Raw genomic sequence first — 22,427 nt, forward strand, 5'->3', positions numbered from 1 at the left:
AAATATTTAAAAATCAATTTTTTCTTGCTATGTTATCCATCACCTTTTCTTTTTCTCGCAATTATTACACGCATTCAAAAAAAGATACCCTTTTACAGGTATCTTTCTGTTTTTATTATATGAATTTTAAATGATTTCACACAGGTATTATCTTACCGCATCTGCCATTTCTTTCATCTCTTTCGCATTGGTCAACACCGCATCCGTAATCTTCACGCCGCCAAGCATTCGGGCAAGTTCCTGAATACTTTCCTCGCGGTCCAGACTTCGGATATTGGAAATGGTAACATCTGCACTGGAAGTTTTTTCAATTAAAAAATGATGATCTGCCATGGCAGCGATCTGTGGTAAATGGGTAATACAGATGATCTGATGATTCTTTCCGGTAAGCTTGATCTTCTCCGCTACCATCTGTGCCGTTCTGCCACTGATTCCACTGTCAATTTCATCAAAGATCAGTGTCTCGATCTCATCATTTTCTGCCAGAACCGTCTTTAATGCCAACATGATTCGGGATAACTCACCACCGGAAGCAACGGCGTCCAGAGGCTTCAATGGTTCTCCCGGATTCGTGGAGATCATAAACCGTGTCTCATCCCATCCATTTGCGGTATAATGATCCAGTCTGCCAAATTCCATCTCAAACTGTACATCCAGGAAATTCAGATCCAGCAATGCCTGTCTGGTCTGGTCTGACAGCTCTTTTGCATATTTTTTTCGAATATCCGTTACTGTCTCACAGCAATGCTGTAATGTAGCTTCGCTGTTTCTTAATGTTCCCTCTAATTCGCTCCGATATTCTTCATAATGCTGTAATTGATCCAGTTTTTCCTCTTTTGTCTGCTTTTCCTGCAAAATACGTTCTATCGTTTTTCCATATTTTGCCTTTAAATGATTAATAAGATTCAGACGTTCTTCCACGCTCTGAAATGCTTCCTCGGAAAAATCCAGTTCCGACACATATCCTGCCAGATCTCGGTTAAAATCACTGAACAGACTTTCAATTTCTTCCAGCTGTTCTGAAAAAGCCGCAAAAGATTCGTCAAACTGAGAAACTGCGTGCAGTGCACGTACAGCACGTCCGATCTGATCTGCCGCATTATCGCTGCCTTCGGAACAAAGTTCCTGACATTCTGCCGCCGATTCCATGATCTTTCGTCCGTGGGACATCCGCCGGTAATCTTCTTCCAGCTCCTCATCCTCCCCGATTCGAAGATCTGCATTTTCGATTTCTTCTATCTCATACTGCAAAAAGGAAATCTCTCTTGCCTGCTGCTCCGCATCCAGAGAGGCTTCCTCCAGTTTTTTCCGAATCTCGGTATAATGTTCATATTCTTTTGTCAGTTCTGCTTTTGGTGCTTCCAGCTCCCGTTTTGCATAGGCATCCAGATACTTCATATGATTTCGCTTTGCCAGCAGTGATTCATGCTCATGCTGTCCGTGAATATCAATGAGCAGTGATGCCACTTTTCGCATCAGTGCCTGAGAAACCGTTTCTGAATTGATCCGGCAGACGCTGCGTCCGCTGGCATAGATTTTTCGGCTCATGATGATCTCGCCATCTTCTGGATATACCTCAAGCTCACGCAATGCCGCTTCCTGTACCTTATGCTCCACAGAAAAAATCAGCTCCACCAGCGCAAATTCTGCATTTTCCCGCAGCATGGACTTGGAGACCTTTCCACCCAGTGCCAGATTCACGGAACCGATAATAATGGATTTACCGGCTCCGGTCTCACCAGATAAAATATTGAGTCCCGATCCAAAGGTCACCTCTGATTCTTCGATCAGTGCAAGATTTTTCACATGCAGGTTTAATAACATACTCCTACTTCTCTCCTTCTACTCTCTCTGTAGTCCCCGAAGCCGCTGCATCAGTGCAGCTGTATCCTCCACCGTACGCACCGCGCACATAATGGTGTCATCCCCCGCAATACTGCCGACAATCTCATTACAGTCCATGGCATCTAAAGCAACCGCAACTGCCATGGCCATTCCGGAAACCGTCTTGATCACCAGAATATTTTGTGCCATATCCAGAGAAATCACACCGTCTTTGAAGACACGTCTGTATTTTTCCTCCAGATCCTGTCCCGCATCATAGAGGGAAGTATATTTCTGCTTTCCTCCTTTGATTGCTACCTTTGTCAGCTTTAATTCCCGGATATCACGGGATACCGTTGCCTGTGTCACCTTGTATCCTGCTTCATTAAGCCGGACACAGAGTTCCTCCTGCGTATCCACATCATATTTCCGTATAATTTCCAATATTTTTGCATGCCGTTTTGCTTTCACTTCTGGCACCTCCATAGCATGTCTCACATACCTAATCCCTATGTGTTACATCAAATATATTCTGTCTTTCCATATTCACCCAGTCTTTGCCGTTTTTAATGAATCTCCTGCATTTTTTTTCGCAGGATCTGTAAGAAGCTTAACTGATTCAGCTTCAGAATCTTTGCAGATTCCGGCGCTTTTTTAATATGAATACTGTCTCCGACTTTCATATGCACAAAGCGGTCTCCATCGAAGCTGACCTCTGCCTCCTCGTCCTCCTCCTGGCGACGTTTTGCCAGAATGACGTCAATCTCCGCATCTGATCCGACTACGATACTTTTTGCCAGTGCACTGTGCGGATTGATCGGCGTGATCAGCATCAGATCTGCTTTCGGATCGACGATCGGACCGCCCGCAGACATACTGTAACCGGTAGATCCTGTCGGTGTGGAAATAATGATACCATCGGCGCTGTAAGTTGCCAGATACTCTCCATTGACTGACACGATCAGATTGACGATCTGCGGCATGCCGCATCGATGGATCACAATATCGTTCAGGGCAAATGTTGTTTTACCCGCATCATCCTTGGAATCACTTCCCGCGATCAGCATGCGTTCTTCCAACTCATACTGATCGTTAAACAGCTTGTCAATGGCATCAAATACCGTGCTTCGCTCCAGCTCACACAGATAACCTAACGTTCCCATATTGACACCGATCAGCGGAATCCCAATACTTGCCATATCTCTGGCTGCCCGTACCAGTGTACCGTCACCGCCAAGCACAATGATACAATCCGCATCTATGTCGGACTGCTCAAAACGCCGAAGATTGCGCTCACTCCATCCGGTTTTTGTGCTAACATAATGGGTGCAGGTTCCACCTTTTGCAATAATATAATCGGAAATGGCATTGGTAACTGCCAGATTCATATCTTTATGTTCGTTTGTGATGATAAAAAACTTTTTCATAATATTACTTATCAAGCTCTGCATGTGCAGCTTCTACGACTGCCACCGGATCAACGCTTTCCTCCTTTGTCGCAGTTTCGCTTTTCTGGATGTGCACCAGATACTCAATATTTCCCTCCGGTCCTTTGATCGGAGAATAGGAAAGGTGCAGCACGGAAAATCCGTGTTCCAGCGCAAAGGATACAATGCGCTCTACCACTTCCAGATGTACTGCCTTGTCTCTGACCACGCCTTTTTTGCCGACTTTTTCACGTCCTGCCTCAAACTGTGGTTTGATAAGACAAACCATCTGTCCGCCGTCTCTTAAGAGATTTCTTGCAGGCTCTAAAATTTTCGTCAGTGAGATAAAGGAAACGTCCACCGATGCAAAATCTAGCACATCATCGATATCCTCCGGTGTCACGTAACGGATATTGGTTTTCTCCATGCAGACCACACGCGGATCCTGACGCAGCTTCCAGGCAAATTGTCCATATCCGACATCCACAGAATATACCTTTGTGGCACCGTTCTGTAACATGCAGTCCGTAAAACCACCGGTGGAAGCACCGATATCCATACAAATGTCACCCTCTAACGTCAGATCAAACTCATTCATGGCTTTCTCCAGTTTCAGACCGCCACGACTGACGTATTTTAACGTGTTTCCATGAATCTCAATCGGGACATTTTCATCAAAAGAGGAACCTGCTTTATCTTCCCGCTGATTGTTGACAAATACATTTCCTTCCATAATCATTGCTTTTGCCTTTTCTCTGGAAGGAGCCAGATTTCTTTTTACCAGTAATATATCCAGTCTTTCTTTCATCTTCGTTTTTTATATCCTTTAATCCTAATTTTTTATCCTAAATGGTTTTGTATGTCTCAATAATTTTCTCTGCCATGCTCTGTGCATCCAGACCGATCCGCTCATGTAACTGGGAAACCGTTCCATGCTGTACGAACTGATCGTCAATGCCGAAATGAAGTACTTTTGTATTCACATTTGACGCACTTAAGAAAGCTGCTGCTGCATAACCGAAACCACCACGCAAAACGTTTTCCTCCATGGTGACGATCAACAAATGCTCCTTTGCTGCTTTCAGAAGTGTTTCCTGATCCAGCGGTTTTACAAAACGGACATTAATCAGCGAACAGTCATAGCCTCTCTCATGAAGGATCTCATGTACCTTCACAGCTTCTTCTACCATGTTTCCAACGGCAAAGATCGCAATCTGCATTTCTTCACAGAGCCATTCACTCTTTCCATAACAGATCGGTGCACGGTGCTCTTTCAGACCGTCATAGGCAGTTCCACGCGGATACCGCACTGCCACCGGTCCATTCTGCCGGAATGCAAACCGAAGCATATCTGCAAGCTCCCATTTATTTTTCGGTGCAAGCACCGTCATATTCGGGATCATTCCCATATAGGACAGATCAAACACGCCCTGATGCGTCTCACCGTCTGCACCAACCAGACCTGCACGGTCAATGGCAAATACAACTGGGAGATTCTGCATACAGACATCATGTACAACCTGGTCAAATCCCCTCTGCAAAAAGGAAGAATACACCGCAAATACCGGATGCAGTCCCGCTGCCGCAAGTCCTGCTGCAAAAGTGACTGCATGTCCTTCCGCAATTCCCACATCAAAAAATCTGGCAGGATATTCCGAACGGAACCGTTTTAAACCGGTACCGTCTGCCATAGCAGCCGTAATTGCCACAACTTCATCATTTTTTGCAGCAATCTTACAGATTACCGTAGAAAACACATCGGTATAGGTTGCTTTTTCCTTTTTTGCCAAAGCTTTTCCAGTCGCAATATCAAACGGTCCTGTGCCATGGAAATGCGCCGGATGTTCTTCTGCCGGCAGATAGCCAAGTCCTTTCTCTGTCTGTACATGTACAACTACTGGTCCGTTGACCTTCTTTGCTTCCTGCAAAATCCGAACCATATCGTTCAGATTGTGTCCGTCCACCGGTCCCAGATACGTCACTCCCATATTTTCAAAGATCATACCCGGAATCAGAAGCTGTTTTAAACTGCTTTTTGTCTTGCGGATTCTGCGCACCACACGTTCACCATACGGCAGACGCTCCAGAGAACTGTGTACCCCGGACTTAAATTCCTGATATGCCTCTGCGGTTCGCAGAGAAGCAAGATGTTGGGAAAGTCCTCCCACATTTTCAGAAATAGACATCTTATTATCGTTTAATACAATGATCAGATTGGTATTCAGCTCTGCTGCATTGTTCAATGCCTCAAATGCCATACCACCGGTCAATGCACCGTCTCCGATCACAGAAACCACATTGTAGTCTTCCCCAAGCAAATCTCTGGCTCTTGCAAATCCAAGTCCTGCGGAAATGGATGTAGAGCTGTGTCCTGTATCAAAGCAGTCACAGTCACTTTCCGACCGTTTTGGAAAACCACTCATGCCATCTAACTGCCGCAGATGGTCAAACTCATTCTTCCGTCCGGTCAGGATCTTGTGTGTATAAGACTGATGTCCCACATCCCAGATCAGTTTATCCTCCGGAAAGTTCAACACCAGATGCAACGCCATCGTAAGCTCCACAGCACCCAGATTGGATGCCAGATGCCCTCCGGTTTTGGAAAGATGCTCGATCAGAAACTGCCGGATCTCTCCGGGCAATTCTTCCAACTGCGTCTCACTTAAATATTTTATATCATTTGGTTGATTAATTCGATCTAATACCGACATTTTTATCCTCTATTTTTTTCTGTGAATCAGGTATGCTACCAATTCATCCAGATAACCATTTTTTTCTTTCAGAGAGGCAAGGCCGTCCAATGCTCTCTGTGATATTTCTTCCACGTCCTTCTGTGCCTGTTCCAGTCCACGGATTGTCACATAAGTTGTCTTGTGGTTTTTCTCATCGCTTCCGATCGGTTTTCCCAGTGTCTCCATATCACTGGTGACATCTAAAATGTCATCCTGAATCTGAAATGCCAGACCGATATCTCCGGCAACCTGTAGGATCACATTCTGTGCTTCCTCATCAGCACCGGCAAGCACCGCTCCGATCAGCATAGAAGCCTCGATCAGTGCCCCGGTCTTCAGATCATAGATAAAATCCAGTTTTTCCCGCTCTAACGGTAATCCCTCAGATTCCACATCAGCGACCTGTCCGCCAAGCATGCCATAAATACCGGCTTTTTGTGCTAACAGCTGCATCGCTTTTGCCACATTCGGATTGCCCGGCTCCAACATCAACCCTTTGCACGCTGTCTCAAATGCAAAATTCAGCAATGCATCACCGGCAAGGATTCCCATTGCTTCTCCATATACGACATGTGTCGTTTTTCTTCCACGGCGATAATCATCATTATCCATTGCCGGAAGATCATCATGGATCAGGGAATACGTATGGATCATCTCAATTGCTGCCATAAATGGCTCAATCGCTTTGGAGCTGCCACCAAACAGACGATACGTTTCCAGCATCAGCATTGGGCGCAGACGTTTTCCGCCTGCCAGAAAACTGTAATTCATTGCCTCCATGACCGTCTTCTGATACCCCTCCTCTGCCGGAAGAAATTTTACAATAATATCTTCCACCTCTTTGGTATGCTCCATTATTTTTTCTTTGATTTCCATATTCCGTACCTCTCCTATGCAAAAGGAACTTCCGTTCCATCCTCTGCGATCACCATCATCTTTTTCTCTACCAGATCCAGCTTTTCATTACAGCTTCGAATGTCCTTCATCCCCTGCTCATACAGAGAGAACGCATCCTCCAGTGAAATATCCGGATCTTCCATATTGTTAAGAATCCCGTCCAGACGTGCAAACAGCTCCTCCAGAGATGGCTGACGCTCCTGTCCGGCTTCTGTATCTTTTTCTGATGCCTGATTTACTTCCATATTGTGCATTTCCTCTATACTGACTGCTCTCCATTTTCTGAGAACTTTCTTCGCAAAAAATGTCCGCAGATATTATTCTTTCTTCTTAATCTGGCGCACTTCGGCTTCAATCGTGCCATCCAGCATATGCGCTGTAAAATGGTCTCCCGGATGCAGCTTAGCTGCCTGCTGCAACGGCTTTCCATCCGAATCTGCCAGAAACGCATACGGTCCCTGCAATTTTTTTAATGGAGAAACACCTTCCAGTCTCGCCGCATACATTTCCAGTCTGTGCCGTTTCTGCCGCAGAATCTCCTGCATTTTACGTTCTAATGCTTCCTCCTGATCCGTAAGATACTGTCTTTTTTGCAGTAACTGATTTTTCGGATGCAGATTCTGCAAGCGCAACTGATATTCCCGCAGAAAACTTCTCTTTTTCTCAATCTGCTGCTGCAGACGCCGCATGAGCAGTTCTCGTCCGTTTTGAAGCATATCCAGTACCCGGTCAACCTCAAACACTGCCAGCTCTGCTGCTGCAGAAGGTGTCGGTGCCCGCAGATCTGCCACATAATCGGCAATGGTAAAATCCGTCTCATGTCCCACCGCGGAAATGATTGGAATCGGACATTCAAAAATAGCCCGTGCGACAATTTCTTCGTTAAATGCCCACAGGTCTTCCATTGAACCACCGCCCCTGCCAACAATGATCACATCCACATTTTTTGCTTCCAGCGCGTGAATGCCCTGCACGATAGATGCCGCAGCGTACTCGCCCTGCACCAGTGCCGGATACAAAATCATCTGTACGTAAGGGTTTCTCCGGTGTGAAATATTCTGAATATCGCGGACAGCAGCTCCGGTTGGTGCTGTCACAACACCTACCCGGGATACAAAACGTGGAATCGGCTGCTTGTACTCTTCCGCAAACATGCCCATTTCTTCCAGTTCCTTCTTTGTCTCCATAAATTTCTGATAAAGAAGTCCTGCGCCCTCCCGGGAAATTTCTTCCGCATAAAGCTGATATTTTCCGTCTCTCTCGTAAATCCGGATCGCTCCGATCACCACAACACGGTCGCCCTCTTTCATACGAAAAGGCAGTCCCCGTGCTGCCTGTGTCCGAAACATGATCGCTTTGAGCACACCGGTCTCATCTTTCAAAGTGAAATAAATGTGCCCGGAAGAATGATATTTGCAGTCAGACACTTCCCCACGTACCGCAACATGATTCATCATAAAATCCTGAGCAAACATATTGCGGATATACGTGTTTATCTGTCCGACGGAATAGACATTTCGTTGTTTCATACCATTCCTGATAAGATTCCGTTTACGAATGCCGGTCCATGATCTGATCCGTATAATTTTGCCAGTTCAACTGCCTCATTAATGGATACAGATACCGGAATATCATCCTCATACTTGATCTCATATGCAGCAAGACGCAGAATGGAAAGCTCTGCTTTCGCCATACGTGTCGTCTTCCAGTTTTTGGATGCCTGGTTGATCATTCCGTCGATCTCATCCATATGCTCCACAATACTGCGTACCTTTCCGGTCATATAGTCGGCATCTTTTTTGCGGATGTCTCCCAAATCCTCCATATATAATCCAATCTGTTCCTCCAGTTCATCTGCACTGTGAAACTCAACTCCAAACAGAATTTTAAAAATCTGTTCTCTCTGTTCTCTTCGGCTCATATTTTCCTCCACCGTTTTTCTATTTGTATTTCATGGCGCTCACCATACGCCCACGCGCAGATTTTCCTACTCAGCTGCGCCTTTCATATCAACATCTGCAATTCTTACATTGACACCAGATACTTCCAGTCCTGTCATATTCTCGATGGCGGATTTGATCTTCTCCTGTACGTTACGGGATACTTCCGGGATTGCATAACCATAAGCAATATTGATGGTTACATATACCTGAACTTTATCCTCCTCATCCACTTCGATGCGTACACCTTTGGAAAGATTTTTCATACCAAGACGGCTTACCAACTCTTTTGTAATGTTGCCGCCCATGGAGCAGACACCCTCAACTTCTGTAGCTGCCAGTCCTGCAATAATTGTAATTACTTCCTCTGCGATCTGAACTTCTCCAAGTCCATCCTCTTTGATCTTTAATCCTCGTCTATCTTCAGCCATGGAAAAAACCTCCTTATCATAATCAGATTTTCAATATTATTTATTAGTATACCAAATTATTTGATGTTTGAAAACGTTTTTTTATGGGATCGATGCAAATACGTTGCACACGATCAGGGATGCCGCCGCCGAAAACAGTACCATCTGTAATGGGCGCACCACACCGCGCCGCCGCCAGAATACATTTAACAGAAAAATGCCAAAGGTCAGCAGTACCATAGATACCAGCGGCCAGAAATACCAGCAGGCAATACTTATGTTCTGATAGATCATGGAAGTGCACACTGTCAAAAGCAATCCTGCCACGATGGGGCGCATATACGTCTGCAGCACCTGAAAAATCTGCAGATTTTCAAATCGTTCATAAATATAGACTACTGCGGAAAATGTACCGCCGGATGCTGCAATACTGCAGGCAAACCCACATAATGCCACAAAAATGCCGCACCAGACACCGCCGGACTGACACCCCAATATGTATCCCACTCCTGCCAGGATCTTGCACAGGATCGAACCCGGCAGACCATTCGCTACAGAAGCAATCTTAAAATAGAAATCATCATATCCGATCATTCCCGTATTGACAAACATACCGTTTGCCACCGCCAGATAAGCATCTCCGCCGCCAAATGAAATAACTGCTGAGATCAATCCTCTGCCCGCAAATGCCAGTGTCTTTCCAAAACAGAGCAACGCCGGCAAAGACAGCAGAAAAAACATTGCCGCCCAACAGACTTCCTCCCGAATCAACCGCTTTAACGATTTCCATGAAAACGGAATCTTTCCTTCGATACCAGTACGCAGTCCATAAATTGACAGCACCACCATGGTAAGCCGGATGATTCCAAGCACCACTGTACTGCTGATCAGATGCATTTTTCCCACGCAGAGGCAATACAGCACCGTAATGATAATGGATACGATCACTCTGCCCCATCGAAAAACACCACCGGTATAAAAAATGATAAAAAATGCCGCGCACAACACGTCAAGGGTTGAAATATCAAAGATCGGTGTCCGATTGATGCCAAATAACTGAAACAGTTCCTTTCCGGAAGTCAGGAAAAACACCAGAAACATAAAAAACATACCGCTTTTTGCCGTTCCACTCTCTCGACATTCCCGCCAGGTCCCTTTTGCATACATGATCAGCATATAAATGATATAGGCGGTGACACCTGCGGAAGCAAACAAAATCTGCTGCAACACCCGTATTCCCGAACTGTTGATCAGAATCAGCAGTAATACCGTCAGGAACGTTCCCGGCATTCCCATCAGAAGTGCGGAGAGCAGCATCCCCGGCATTCCGCAGACCTTCCTGCCAACTCCTGCTGCCACCTCCACCGGAAGGGCACCCGGGGTGATATTTGCCACGATCACATCCTTTGTATATTCTTCCTTATCGATCAGCTTTTTTTCGTATACAACTTCGGATTCGATGACCGGCACCAGTGCCGTTCCGCCGCCAAATCCGATGCAGCCAATTTTGAACATCGTAGCAAGTAACTTTTTCATATTCCGTTTTTTTTCGTGTCTGCTGTCCTTTTTACTCATCTGTCACTATCCCAAATTTCCGTCAATCTAACAACCTGCAGGCAAATCGGATCAATCCGCTCATGCTGCCTACTTATACACAAATAACCCATACAGCCCTATCTATTTTCAATCCATTTTCTGCCTATGCATCCTTCTGGATCATATGCAGAAATTCTTCTTCTGTAATTACCGGGATTCCAAGCTGCTCCGCTTTCGTCAGCTTGCTTCCGGCATTTTCACCTGCCAGCACATAACTGGTCTTTTTCGAAACACTGCCGGCAGCTTTTCCACCGTTCTTTTCAATCAGCTCCTGTGCCTCTTTTCTGCCAAGGTTTGGCAGCGTACCTGTTACAACAATGGTCAGACCTGCCAGCAGATCACCGACCGTATCATCTTCCGCCAGTTCCATGGTAAGTCCATATTCCCGCAGGCGTTCCAAAATCTTCTGATTCTTTTCACTTGCGAAATAATCAAGAATACACTCTGCGCTGACTTCTCCGATATCGTTCACTTCCAGAAGCTGCTCTCTGTCTGCCTTTGCCAGGGCGTCAATGCTCTTGAACTGGCGCATAATTGCCTTTGCCGCTGCTTTTCCCACATTCTGGATTCCAAATCCTGTCAGCAGACGGAACGGCTCATTTTGTTTGGACTGTTCAATGGCATCCAGCAGCTTGTCTGTATTTTTCTCTTTTCCGATAATGCCCTGTTCGATCAGTTCCTCACGGTGATTTTTCAGAACGTAAATATCCGCAATATCATGAATGTAGCCAAGGCGTACCAGTTCTGTCACATAAACGGCACCAAAGCCCTTGATATCCATGGCATCACGTCCGACAAAATTAATGATATGCCGCTCTAACTGTGCCGGGCAATCCGGAGAAACGCATCGAATATCTGCCGTATCTTTTTCCCGGACCGTTTTTGCTCCACAGACCGGGCAGGTATCCGGAATCTGGAATCGCTGCCAGTCTGCCGGACGTTTTTCCTTGCGCACTTCTTTGATCTTTGGAATGATCTCACCGGATTTGTATACCACAATGGTATCCCCGATTCCCACATCCAGAGTATTGATAAAATCCTGGTTATGCAAAGTTGCACGGGAAACACTGGTTCCGCACAGACGGATCGGTTCAAAAATGGCAGTCGGCGTGATACGTCCTGTTCTGCCTACGGACAACTCGATATCCAGCAGCTTTGTCTCCTTCTCCTCTGGCGGATATTTATATGCGATTGCCCAACGCGGTACTTTAGAGGTTGCTCCAAGTTTTTGACGGTCAGCGATAGAATTTAATTTTACAACGGCGCCGTCAATATCATAAGACAGATTTCCTCTGTTCTCGCCAATCTTGCAAATGGCATCCCACACCTCATCCGCAGTATGACAGACACGGTAATCTTCGATCACCGGGACGCCCTGTTTTTTCAGATATTCATATCCTTCCACATGCGTTTTAAATTCATGTCCACGCACTTCCTGCACATTAAATACAAACATAGAAAGTTTTCGTTCTTTTGTGATCCGGCTGTCTAACTGACGCAGCGTGCCTGCCGCACAGTTTCGTGGATTTGCAAAGGTCTTTTTGCCAAGCATTTCCTGTGTCTCATTTACCTTTTCAAAATCTGCATTTTTCATATAAACTTCGCCGCGGATTTCGATATATGGCAGCGGCTGTTTCAGTTTTTTCTTCACATCGGAAATCACTCTGGCATTTGCCGTCACATCCTCACCCTGAATGATACCGTCTCCACGGGTGACTGCCAGCTTCAATTCGCCTTCTTCATAACGAAGCGCCATGGAAAGTCCGTCAATCTTGTATTCTACGACAAACTCCGGATTTTCTAACTGTTCCTGCATCTCATGCACAAACTCATAGACTTCTTCCTTAGAAAATACATCCTGCAGGCTCAGCATCGGCACGTTATGACGCACTAACACGCCCGCGGTACGTTTTGCAGTTCCGCCGACTTTCTGTGTCGGAGAATCCGGTATCACAAGCTCCGGATGCTCTTTCTCCAGCTTTTTTAACTCCTGCATCATCATATCATACTCATAATCGGTGATCTCCGGATCATCCATATTATAGTAACGATTGCTGTGATATTCTATTTGTTTTCGCAGTTCTTCTGCCCTTACTTTATAATTTTCCTGTTCCATTTTCATTTCTCCGTCTTTATACTTACGTCAATCTATATTCTGTAAAGAATAGGTCATTTTGTCACATGCCAAGTTCCACATGCATTCTATTTGATTTGATCTGCTCGATTTTTCAGTAGTCTTAACTTACTTTCTGGCTGTCCCCTTTTTACCAGATTTTGGTGCACTGTAAGAATGTGCCGTCAGTTTCTTCAACTCCTGCAATTCCTCTCTGGTCAGATCCCGATACGTTCCGACTTCCAGATCTCCAAGCAAAATATTCATGATCCTTGTACGCACCAGCTTTCGCACACGGTAGCCACAGGCTTCACACATTCTTCGGATCTGGCGGTTGTATCCCTGTGTCAGAATGATCTGAAAGGTTCGCGCACTGACTTTTTTCACTTTGCACGGTCTCGTATGTACATCCAGTTCCTCCAGATACAAACCATTTCGCATCTGATTTAAGAAATCACCGGTAATATCTTTGTTGACCGTCACCACATATTCTTTTTCGTGATAATTGCCTGCCCGCATCATCTTATTCACCAGTTCGCCCTGATTGGTCAGCAGGATCAGACCCTCAGAATCCTTATCCAGTCGTCCCACCGGATAAATCCGCTTCGGATAACCGATATAATCAATGATATTATTTTTTTCCCGTTTCTCTGCCGTACACACGATTCCCACCGGCTTGTGAAACGCGATCAGAATCTCCTCATCCTCAGGAGAAACTTCTTTTCCGCAAAACGTCACTTTCATTCCCGGCAGGATCCGGTCACCGGTCACTGCCTTTCGACCATCAATCCATACGTTTCCCTTTTCAATTTCACGATCCGCAGCGCGCCGGGAGCAAACCCCGGCTTCGCTGAGATATTTATTAATGCGGATTCCCGCCTGTTTTTCTTCCATATCCCGCTCCATTTTCCTTATCGTAATTTTGCCATTCGACTTAACTACCACGGTTTAACGATTATCATATTTGTGACAGCTTTCATCGTAATCTTTCAAACATTGTAATTTTCCTATGCTTCTTCGATTGTTTTCCATTCATTCCTCATCCAGATAAGAACGCATCTTTTGAAGATTCTCCTCCTCAAAATCTATCATTTCCTTTGCCAGCTCTGTGGCATAAATTCCGGCATCTTTATATTTGTGGATCGCATGTTTTAATTCCCTGACTCCACGGTCATTTCCCTTATACATCAGATCTGCCATATCTCCAGTCTTATTCTGCACCATTGTTTTCATACGGATCGCCGTTTTCAGCATCGCCGTAGAGATTGGTTTCGGTTCTGCCGGTTCTTCTCCGTTCTCCCGCAACCGCATTCCTGCCTTTCTGCCAAACTGCTGCATTTTATCTGCCTGCACATTTAATTCATATGCAAACTCCTCATCATAAATATCCTTTAGTACTTCGTGAATCGCTTCCACACCCATGCTGGCATTTCTGCATATCTCATGTAACAGATCGTCTTCGTCTTTTTGTGTCATGACAATACCTCCGTTTTTGGTTAGTATTGCCACTCCCGTTTAAAATATGTATCTCATTATACACCAGAACAAATGTTCTGTCTATTTTATTTTTATCGAAGCCGCACACCCCAGACAGACATCAAAAGGGAACAGACTGGCTGTCCCCTTTTTCTTATCTTTATACGCCGCTTGCGTCTTCCTTTTACGGATGCTGTGTCGTTACATATTCTGTTTTCACATATCCGACGATATCACCGGTCTTAACCTTGCTCCATCCATCCGAAGTAACGGCAAGCTGTCTCAGCTCAGACCCCTGCAATGCAGATGCCAGTACCGCAGACTGCTCATTCGGCTCCTGACGGATGTTCATTGTTTCGGTTGCATAAACCCATGCTTTCTGCTCTGTCTCCGTCGGTGTCTGCTGCTGATCCTGCTGTTGCTGTTGATCTGCTGCCTGCTGCTGGTCTTGCTGCTGTTGATCTGCGGCTACCTGATTTGCAGCTTCCTGTGTTTTCTGCTGTGCCTGCTGATCCTGTGCAGTTTTCCATTCGTTGATTGCATTGACAATCGTTGTTTCGATCATATTTTTCAAATCCGCATCCTGTGCAATTGCTTCCTCATAACGTGTCTGAACGTTTGCCTGTAATGCAGTTACGTCCTCACCCGCCTCATAGTCGTTGATCAGCTGACGGATCGTATCATCCAGCGGATTTTCCTGATAGCTCAAATTGAAAGAACTGTAAGTATTATCAATGTATACCTGTCCTTTGTCATTGGTACGGACATAGAAGAAATCCAGTCCCGGTGCCGCTGTCTCTACATTTTTGTATTTCAGATCATAAGCAACGGAAACAATGTAGGAATTCTCATCTGCTCCGGTTTTTGTATAACAAATAATATTGTCAAACTTCTCAATATACTGGCTATACATGGAAATGTAACTTTTTTCCATGTCCGTAATCGGATTTGCATAGCCAACCATTTCTTCGGTATCACCAGCTGCATATGCTTTATAGTAATTTACAAACAGCTCATTGATCTCTGCATGTCCGTCTTTTTCATATTCCTGTGTGGACAGCGTCTGATTTTTCTCTGCCGCCGCTTTCTTTGCTTTCATGCTCTTTACGCCGATCACGATCGCACAGATCGCCACAACGACCACAAGACAGGCAATGCCGACAAATGCTATATTTCTACGCATGAATGCCACGGATTTTTCCTTTTTTGCCTCCATCTCGTCCACGCTGCGTCGCAGGGTTTTCTTTTTGGAAACAAATTCATGGGAGATTGGTTTTCCCTCTGCCATACGGGACTTATCCTTTACGGATTCCTCAGAGATAAACTCAAGATCTTCCATAATATCATCCTGTGCGGCTTTCTTACTATGCTTTTTATTTTTCATTTCAAATGTATGTTTTTTATTCTCTTTGTTATGTTTTTCTTTATTATTTTCCGAATTGGTCTGCTTCATTGGTTTCACTCTTTTTTCTTTTTTTATTTTCGGTTCTTTTGCTTCTTTATGTTCGCTTCCTCCGGTCACGATGTCCGGGATCTCATAAATTTCATCTGTATCTGTATCGTTTTTTATATTTGGTTTCTTCTTATCAAAATCTGACATTTTCTACCTCCGATATTTCGCCTAACATCATACCACAGCAAAGAAAATACGTCTAGGTATTTCCCAAAAAGTTTATGAAATGCTTAGAATTCATAAGATTTTCATAACTCTTTTCAAACCCAGACGTATTTTGTTTTATCGCAAAGTCGCTTCCAGCTCTGCTTTATTATTCGTATAAATTGCTGCATCTTCTCTGGTAATATATCCCTGCTGCATCAACCGTACCAGATCCATATTCAGAGTATGCATGCCAAGTGCTGTTCCCGACTGCATCATATTGGAAATCTGATGTGTCTTTCCTTCCCGGATCAGGTTCAGGATCGCATCCGTTGCTACCAGAAGTTCCGTACCTGCCACACGGGTCACACCGCCGCCACACGGGATCAGGCACTGACTGACAATGCCTTTTAACGTACCTGCAAGCTGGACTCTGACCTGATTTTGACCTCCCGTCGGGCAGGCATCGATCACTCGCTCTACCGTCTGTGCCGCGCCTGTTGTATGCAGAGTAGACAGTACCAGATGTCCTGTTTCCGCCGCAAGTAAAGCTGCCTGAATCGTTTCATAGTCACGCATCTCACCCACTAAGATCACATCCGGATCTTCACGCAGGGCACTTCGCAGAGCCGATGCAAAATCTCCCACATCTTCGCCAACTTCCCGCTGGTGGATCAACGACTTTTTGGTTTCATACACATACTCGATCGGATCTTCAATCGTAATGATGTGGCGGTCACTGTTCTGGTTCATATATTCGATCATCGCCGCCAGTGTGGTTGATTTTCCACTTCCCGTCGGCCCGGTAACAAGGATCAGACCACGGGGTGCTTTTGCCATCTCATAGAGCACCGTCGGCATCTTCAGTTCTTCCAGTGTCGGAATGGATGCATTCAGCAGACGGATCGTACCTGCCATCTTTTTTTGCTGGCGGAACACATTTACCCTCTGGCGATGTCCATCGGAAGTCTGAAAGGAAAAATCTGCATCAAATCCTTTTTCAAATTTTTCGGCATGACGCTTCGGCATGATCGCATACAGCATACCGCGAATCTCCTCCGCCGACATCTGTGTCTGCGCCGGAAGCAGACGTCCGTTGACACGATACCAAATCGGCATCCCTTCTGAAATATGAATATCTGATGCTTTTCGCTCACGGGCTTCCCGGATGATCGCATCCGCCGCCTGTCTTAACGCTTCTTCTGCCACTTTGTCAGACCTCTCTTTCTGCCTGAAACACCTTGCATTTCCTTGCCAAAATATTTCTCTTTTCTTCCTGTTACTTTTCAAAATTTGTTTGTCAGATTTAGTTTTTCCAAAACTTATTCATAACTGATCTTTAACAATTCTTCCGGTGTTGTCTTTCCCTCTTTTACAAGAATCAAACCGCTTTCTTTTAAGGTACGCATATGCTGATGCTCTCTGGCATACGCTGAGATTTCTTCCACCGGACTGTGATTGATGATCATTCTGCGGATCTGATTATCGATTGCCACGATTTCATGCACCGCGATTCGTCCACTGTAACCGGTATGATTACAACGTGAACAGCCTGCGCCACGACGTATTGTCTTGATATCTTCTCCCAGAAAATTACGCTCCTGCTCCGTCGTTGGCATTTCTGTACTGCAATTCGGACACACTTTACGCATCAGACGCTGTGCCACCAGTCCCACCAGAGAATTGGCAACCAGATACGTCTCAACGCCCATATCTTCCAGACGGACAATACTGGAAACCGCATCATTTGTATGTAATGTACTCAAAACCACATGACCGGTAATCGCCGCACGTACCGAAGTACCGGCAGTCTCGCCGTCACGGGTCTCTCCAACCATGATAATATCCGGATCCTGACGCATCAGGGCACGCAGTCCCACATCAAACGTCAGACCCGCAACCGGATTTACCTGCGTCTGATTGATTCCCGGAAGATTCTTCTCCACCGGATCTTCAATGGTAGAAATATTGACATTTCTGCCGGAGAGATAATCCAACACCATATACAGCGTGGTCGATTTTCCACTTCCGGTCGGTCCGGTAATATAAATAATTCCATTCGGATGGTTCAGCATCGGTGCAAACTGGTTATAACTGTAGTCATCCATACCAAAATGATCCGCATGATCCATATGCGTGGTTGCTGCCATAATACGCAGAACCGCCTTTTCACCAAATACTGTTGGCAAAATAGATACACGGATATTGACACTTCCGCCCTCTAACGTAACACGAAAATGTCCGTCCTGTGGAATACGTTTTTCCGCAATATCCAGATTAGACAAAATCTTGATACGTGCAATCAGCGGTGCATGAATGTTTCTCTGGATCGTAACATACTCCATGATCACACCATCAATACGCATTCGTACTTTTGTTTCCGTCTCAAATGGTTCGATATGAATATCACTGGCTTCCGTTTTGATGGCTCGTTCAATCAGACTGTTCAACAATCTGATGATCGGTGCTTCATCATCCCCGGATTCCAGATCTTCGATTTCGATTTCATCCTGCGCTGCTACTGCAAAATCCACATTCGCCTGTGTTGCTGCCTTCCGCGCATTGACCTCCGCAAAATAATAAGAAATAGCTTTTCGCAGTGGTTCTTCTTCGCTCAGGGAGATCTCAAGATGGCAACCGGTCTGCTGTCTTACTTCCTCCAGGGCAAAATAGTTCAGCGGATCATTAGTCACGATCTCCATATTGTGTCCCTGAAGACTCACCGGAAGGATCAGATTCTTTTCACAGACTTCTCTGCTGACCTTGCCTACCGCCTGCAAATCTACAGAAAGCTGAGCCACATCTACAATATTCAGATGCAGTCTGCTGGCAAGAGCATCCAGCACCTGTGACTCTGACACAAATCTCAACTCCATCAGGATCTGTCCGACACGTTTATCCCTGTGCTCTTTCTGCCAGGCAAGTGCCTGATTCATCTGATCCGGGGTAACATATCCCTTTTCAACCAGAATATCTCCAATTCTCAGATTTGTTGTTTTCACTTAATTACTCGCTCCTTCAGTCTGTGCAGTCTGTTGCTCTCCGCAGACATATACTGCCAGCGTGCAGCTACAACTCATCTCGGAAACAGTCTGCATTGTTGTATTCACATAATCATTTTCCTGCATATTAAATGTACGTACCTGAATACCAGGATAATTTCTTGCAATATCATCTAAAAAAGCTTTGATCTCTGCTTCGCTTCCACGGATTGTCACATCCACAGACGTCGTGTTCACATATGGTGCAGAAACAGCTGCACTGCTCTCTGTCGCAGAATCCTTGGAATCACTGCTGTCTGTGCTGTCAGCAGCAGCGGAATCTTGTGTTGCATCCGTCGAAGTGTCTGCGGAACTGTCTGCCGTCGAAGTATTGCCCGTCGCTGCCTGTGGGGCATACAAATAAGCTTCCGGAACACCCGCTGTCGTATCTGTAATATTCAGATAAACCGGAAACAGGTTGTGATTTAACACGATTCCGGTGATCAGTTCATCCACCTCCCGGTTTTCCAACAGGTCATAATAGCCCTCCTGCGCACTTTTTAACGAAGACTGCTGATTTGCAATAATGGCATCAAATGTATCCATTCGGTCGATCAGTGCCTGCATATCTTCCTGTTCTGCCACGACTTCATCCCGCTGATCTACCAGATCCATATGTTTTTCAATTCCCGGGAAGATCAGAAAACGGATCATCACAAACGCGATCAGTACACATCCCAGTACCTTTAAGAGTACAATATCCTTCGGTTTTAAATCCATCTCCAATTTCATTACTGATCACCTCCGGTCTCTGCTGCCTTCAACACACAGGTCAGCATCAGGGAATACTCATTATCTTCAAAATTATATCCGCTGTAATTTACGGATTCAAACAATCCGGTATCATCCAGTTTCTGAATATAAGTTGGAATATCAATAACTTTATAACTTACTGCATGAAACGTCAGTGTTCCGGTTCCCATATCCAGAGATTCAATGCGGACAGACATATCGTTTCCACCGACATCCTCAATCTTTGCGATCATATCTTCCGTCAGATCCGGATAAGTTGCCAGATTTTCTTTCATCTGATTTACCTGATTCAGATCAAAACTCAGCTGACTGCTCTGCTTCTGCTTCGCCTGCGCCTGACTATAATCTTCCTGCACCTGCGGATCATTGATCCAGTCCTCAATCTCAGATACTTTGTGGGATTCCGCCATATTCCAGACCATCACACCGGCATAGATCACTGCACAGATTCCAAGCACCGCTGCCGGATACAGAATCTGTTTTACCATACTTTTGGATTTTACCATACCGGTCTCATTATTTTCACTCCAACTGCGGTACAGATTGATCTCCTTTAATTTTTCCTTCGTCAGTGCACCAATGCAGGCAAGCCAATCCTCCGCTCTCTCTGCCGCATGGAAAGACAGGTCGATCTTTAACGGCTGTGCTTCAAGCTGCATTGCATGAATTCCTTCCATACTGACCTCGAAATCATCCGGATCACATGCCGCATAATAAACATCCGTGATCGGTGTTTCTGAATTCGTTGTCGTATAGAACTGTAAAATACCGGAAATGTGCCGCACGATCTCTGTTCCAAAATCCAGTGTACCACGCTCGCTGAAAATACGGCTTTTCGTGGAATACAGATACACACCGTTTCGATATAACAGACTTGTAACACTGTTTTCCTCAAAGATCAGATAGATTGCCGTTTTCTGGCTCAGTGCTTTCTGGTGTGCGATGACACGCAGATAACTCTCCACATAGACACTGATCTCCTTCACATCCAGACCGATTTTCTGGCAAAATCCCATAATCTTGGAAATATCCGCTTCTTCCGCACTTCCACAGCAAAGTGTAATTCCCTGTTTTCGGTTCGCGGAGATCACACCATAATCTGCCAACGCATTACTACCGGCTTCCTCCATTACTTTCTCTGCCATCTGAACCAGTTCTTTTCCTGTTGCATATGGGATCTGCGTCACACGACCAGATGCATAAGCAGAAGGAAGTACCAGCTTCACCGGTCCCAGATCATGCGTTTTCGTATATTCAGTCAGTGCTTCTTTCCAAAGTTCGATTGGATCGCCAAAACCATTTAACGGGATCCGCTCTACTTTCTGTACTTTCGGTGGTCTGCCCGCTTTGCCGACAGCGACCAGAATGCACTCATCCTGTACTACTATTACTGTATCACTCATTTACGTTTACTCCTTTAAGAATTCTCAATCGATGCATAGGATTGATAAATCGGTAACATAACTGCAATCATAATAAATCCAACAATCACTGCCATAAAAACGATCAGAATCGGCTCCAGCAGCGTTACGATCCGCTTGGTAGCCTGTTCTGCCTCATCCTCCAGAGAAGATGCGATAGAATCCAGCATCAGATCCAGACGACCACTTTCCTCACCGATCTGAACCGTACTTGCCAGTTTTTTCTGAAATCCGTCCACACTGTGCAGTGCCTGAGATAACGGCACACCGCTTCGTACCTGAGTTACCACTTCTTCAAACTGTTCCTCAATGTAGCGGTTTCCAATGGTATTTCCCGCTGTTGCAATAGCAGTCGCAATCGGCATACCACTACTGTACAGACTGCTTAACGTACGCGCAAACCGCGCTGTATAGATTACTTTAAATAAATTCCCAAATACCGGCATCCGCACTTTGCCACGATCCAGCGTTCTTCGCACACCCGGAATCCCCACGATCAGTTTTACTACCACAACGATCGCAAATACGACCATCAGTGCAACGTACCAACGCTGCGTTATAAAATTCGAACACGCGATCAGAATGGTCGTCGGCACCGGAAGAGAATCCATCTGGTCAAACAGTGACTGAAACTGCGGTAAAATAAAGGTTACGATCAAAATCACGATCGCCACACACAATATCAGCAGGATCATCGGGTAAGTCATCGCTGACTTCACCTGCTGTGTCAGCTTATAATCCTTCTCATACTGTGTTGCCAAACGTCCGGTCACCTGATCGATATTACCGCTTCCCTCGCCGGAACGAAGCATTCCAATCATCAGCTCCGGAAAACATTTTTTGGACTCCATCGCCTCAGACAACAGAATACCTTTTTTCAGATCCTGTAAAACATCCTGATATACTTCACGTTCCGAATCCGGAATTCCCTCCTGATTCGAAATAATATCCAACGCACGTACCAGACTGACACCGGATGCCAACAACGTTGATAATTCCCGGCAAAACACAGCAAGCTGCTTTGCTTTCAGCTTCTGATACCCATGTGTATCCGTCAGATTTTTTGCACTGATCAGAAAAAGTCCTTCTTCCCGCAATTGCTGCTGCAACACATTTTCAGCTGTAGCTTCCAACGTGCCTTTATGTCTCTTTCCCTTCATGTCCTTCGCAACATATCGAAAACGTGCCATCCTCTGATTT

General features: G+C 45.4%; 20 protein-coding genes. All 20 read right to left on the reverse strand.

Going from position 1 to position 22,427, the window contains the following annotated elements; translation table 11 throughout:
* Positions 1-147: 147 nt before the first annotated feature.
* Positions 148-1,824, reverse strand: coding sequence for a DNA repair protein RecN (gene recN, locus LG34_RS00145; protein ID WP_109214296.1), 1,677 nt, complete (start codon positions 1,822-1,824; stop codon positions 148-150).
* An 18-nt stretch (positions 1,825-1,842) separates the two neighbouring features.
* Positions 1,843-2,310 carry an arginine repressor gene (gene argR / locus LG34_RS00150; RefSeq protein WP_431602593.1) on the reverse strand — a complete coding sequence of 156 codons (468 nt, stop codon included), beginning with the start codon at positions 2,308-2,310 and terminating at the stop codon, positions 1,843-1,845.
* Between the two features lie 80 nt (positions 2,311-2,390).
* On the reverse strand, positions 2,391-3,251 hold the full coding sequence (locus LG34_RS00155; RefSeq protein WP_109214332.1) for an NAD(+)/NADH kinase: 861 nt from the start codon (positions 3,249-3,251) through the stop codon (positions 2,391-2,393).
* Between the two features lie 4 nt (positions 3,252-3,255).
* Positions 3,256-4,059 (reverse strand): TlyA family RNA methyltransferase, encoded by an 804-nt coding sequence (locus LG34_RS00160; protein WP_109214297.1) that lies wholly within the window; start codon positions 4,057-4,059, stop codon positions 3,256-3,258.
* Positions 4,060-4,096: 37 nt separating this feature from the next.
* Positions 4,097-5,962 carry a 1-deoxy-D-xylulose-5-phosphate synthase gene (gene dxs, locus LG34_RS00165; protein ID WP_109214298.1) on the reverse strand — a complete coding sequence of 622 codons (1,866 nt, stop codon included), beginning with the start codon at positions 5,960-5,962 and terminating at the stop codon, positions 4,097-4,099.
* Positions 5,963-5,971: 9 nt separating this feature from the next.
* Positions 5,972-6,859, reverse strand: a complete 888-nt coding sequence (locus LG34_RS00170) for a polyprenyl synthetase family protein (RefSeq protein WP_109214299.1) — start codon at positions 6,857-6,859, stop codon at positions 5,972-5,974.
* A gap of 14 nt (positions 6,860-6,873) precedes the next feature.
* Positions 6,874-7,125: an exodeoxyribonuclease VII small subunit gene (gene xseB, locus LG34_RS00175; protein WP_109214300.1), complete on the reverse strand. Its 252-nt coding sequence runs from the start codon at positions 7,123-7,125 to the stop codon at positions 6,874-6,876.
* A 72-nt stretch (positions 7,126-7,197) separates the two neighbouring features.
* A complete protein-coding gene (xseA, locus tag LG34_RS00180) occupies positions 7,198-8,409 on the reverse strand; it encodes an exodeoxyribonuclease VII large subunit (RefSeq protein WP_109214301.1) in 1,212 nt (403 codons plus the stop codon).
* Positions 8,406-8,801 (reverse strand): transcription antitermination factor NusB, encoded by a 396-nt coding sequence (gene nusB, locus LG34_RS00185; protein ID WP_109214302.1) that lies wholly within the window; start codon positions 8,799-8,801, stop codon positions 8,406-8,408. The genes xseA and nusB overlap by 4 nt, the downstream gene beginning before the upstream one ends.
* A 66-nt stretch (positions 8,802-8,867) precedes the next feature.
* Positions 8,868-9,251: an Asp23/Gls24 family envelope stress response protein gene (locus LG34_RS00190; protein ID WP_109214303.1), complete on the reverse strand. Its 384-nt coding sequence runs from the start codon at positions 9,249-9,251 to the stop codon at positions 8,868-8,870.
* An 81-nt stretch (positions 9,252-9,332) separates the two neighbouring features.
* The gene (locus LG34_RS00195; RefSeq protein WP_109214304.1) at positions 9,333-10,805 is read right to left on the reverse strand and encodes a chromate transporter; all 1,473 of its coding nucleotides are present in this window, start codon (positions 10,803-10,805) and stop codon (positions 9,333-9,335) included.
* A 124-nt stretch (positions 10,806-10,929) separates the two neighbouring features.
* Positions 10,930-12,942: an NAD-dependent DNA ligase LigA gene (gene ligA / locus LG34_RS00200; RefSeq protein WP_109214305.1), complete on the reverse strand. Its 2,013-nt coding sequence runs from the start codon at positions 12,940-12,942 to the stop codon at positions 10,930-10,932.
* Between the two features lie 126 nt (positions 12,943-13,068).
* Entirely contained in the window at positions 13,069-13,833 is a 765-nt protein-coding gene (locus LG34_RS00205; protein WP_109214333.1) for a pseudouridine synthase, read from the reverse strand.
* A 138-nt stretch (positions 13,834-13,971) separates the two neighbouring features.
* Positions 13,972-14,415 carry a hypothetical protein gene (locus tag LG34_RS00210; RefSeq protein WP_109214306.1) on the reverse strand — a complete coding sequence of 148 codons (444 nt, stop codon included), beginning with the start codon at positions 14,413-14,415 and terminating at the stop codon, positions 13,972-13,974.
* A gap of 184 nt (positions 14,416-14,599) precedes the next feature.
* Positions 14,600-16,015: an SH3 domain-containing protein gene (locus tag LG34_RS00215; protein ID WP_109214307.1), complete on the reverse strand. Its 1,416-nt coding sequence runs from the start codon at positions 16,013-16,015 to the stop codon at positions 14,600-14,602.
* A 135-nt stretch (positions 16,016-16,150) separates the two neighbouring features.
* Positions 16,151-17,221, reverse strand: coding sequence for a type IV pilus twitching motility protein PilT (locus LG34_RS00220; protein ID WP_109214308.1), 1,071 nt, complete (start codon positions 17,219-17,221; stop codon positions 16,151-16,153).
* Positions 17,222-17,334: 113 nt separating this feature from the next.
* On the reverse strand, positions 17,335-19,014 hold the full coding sequence (locus LG34_RS00225; protein ID WP_347486525.1) for a GspE/PulE family protein: 1,680 nt from the start codon (positions 19,012-19,014) through the stop codon (positions 17,335-17,337).
* Entirely contained in the window at positions 19,015-19,785 is a 771-nt protein-coding gene (locus LG34_RS00230) for a hypothetical protein (RefSeq protein ID WP_109214309.1), read from the reverse strand.
* Positions 19,785-21,209 (reverse strand): hypothetical protein, encoded by a 1,425-nt coding sequence (locus LG34_RS00235; RefSeq protein WP_109214310.1) that lies wholly within the window; start codon positions 21,207-21,209, stop codon positions 19,785-19,787. The genes LG34_RS00230 and LG34_RS00235 overlap by 1 nt, the downstream gene beginning before the upstream one ends.
* A gap of 14 nt (positions 21,210-21,223) precedes the next feature.
* Positions 21,224-22,417, reverse strand: coding sequence for a type II secretion system F family protein (locus LG34_RS00240; RefSeq protein WP_109214311.1), 1,194 nt, complete (start codon positions 22,415-22,417; stop codon positions 21,224-21,226).
* Positions 22,418-22,427: the final 10 nt, after the last annotated feature.

Source organism: Eubacterium ramulus (genome assembly GCF_003122485.1).
Taxonomy (GTDB): Bacteria; Bacillota; Clostridia; order Lachnospirales; family Lachnospiraceae; genus Eubacterium_I; species Eubacterium_I ramulus_A.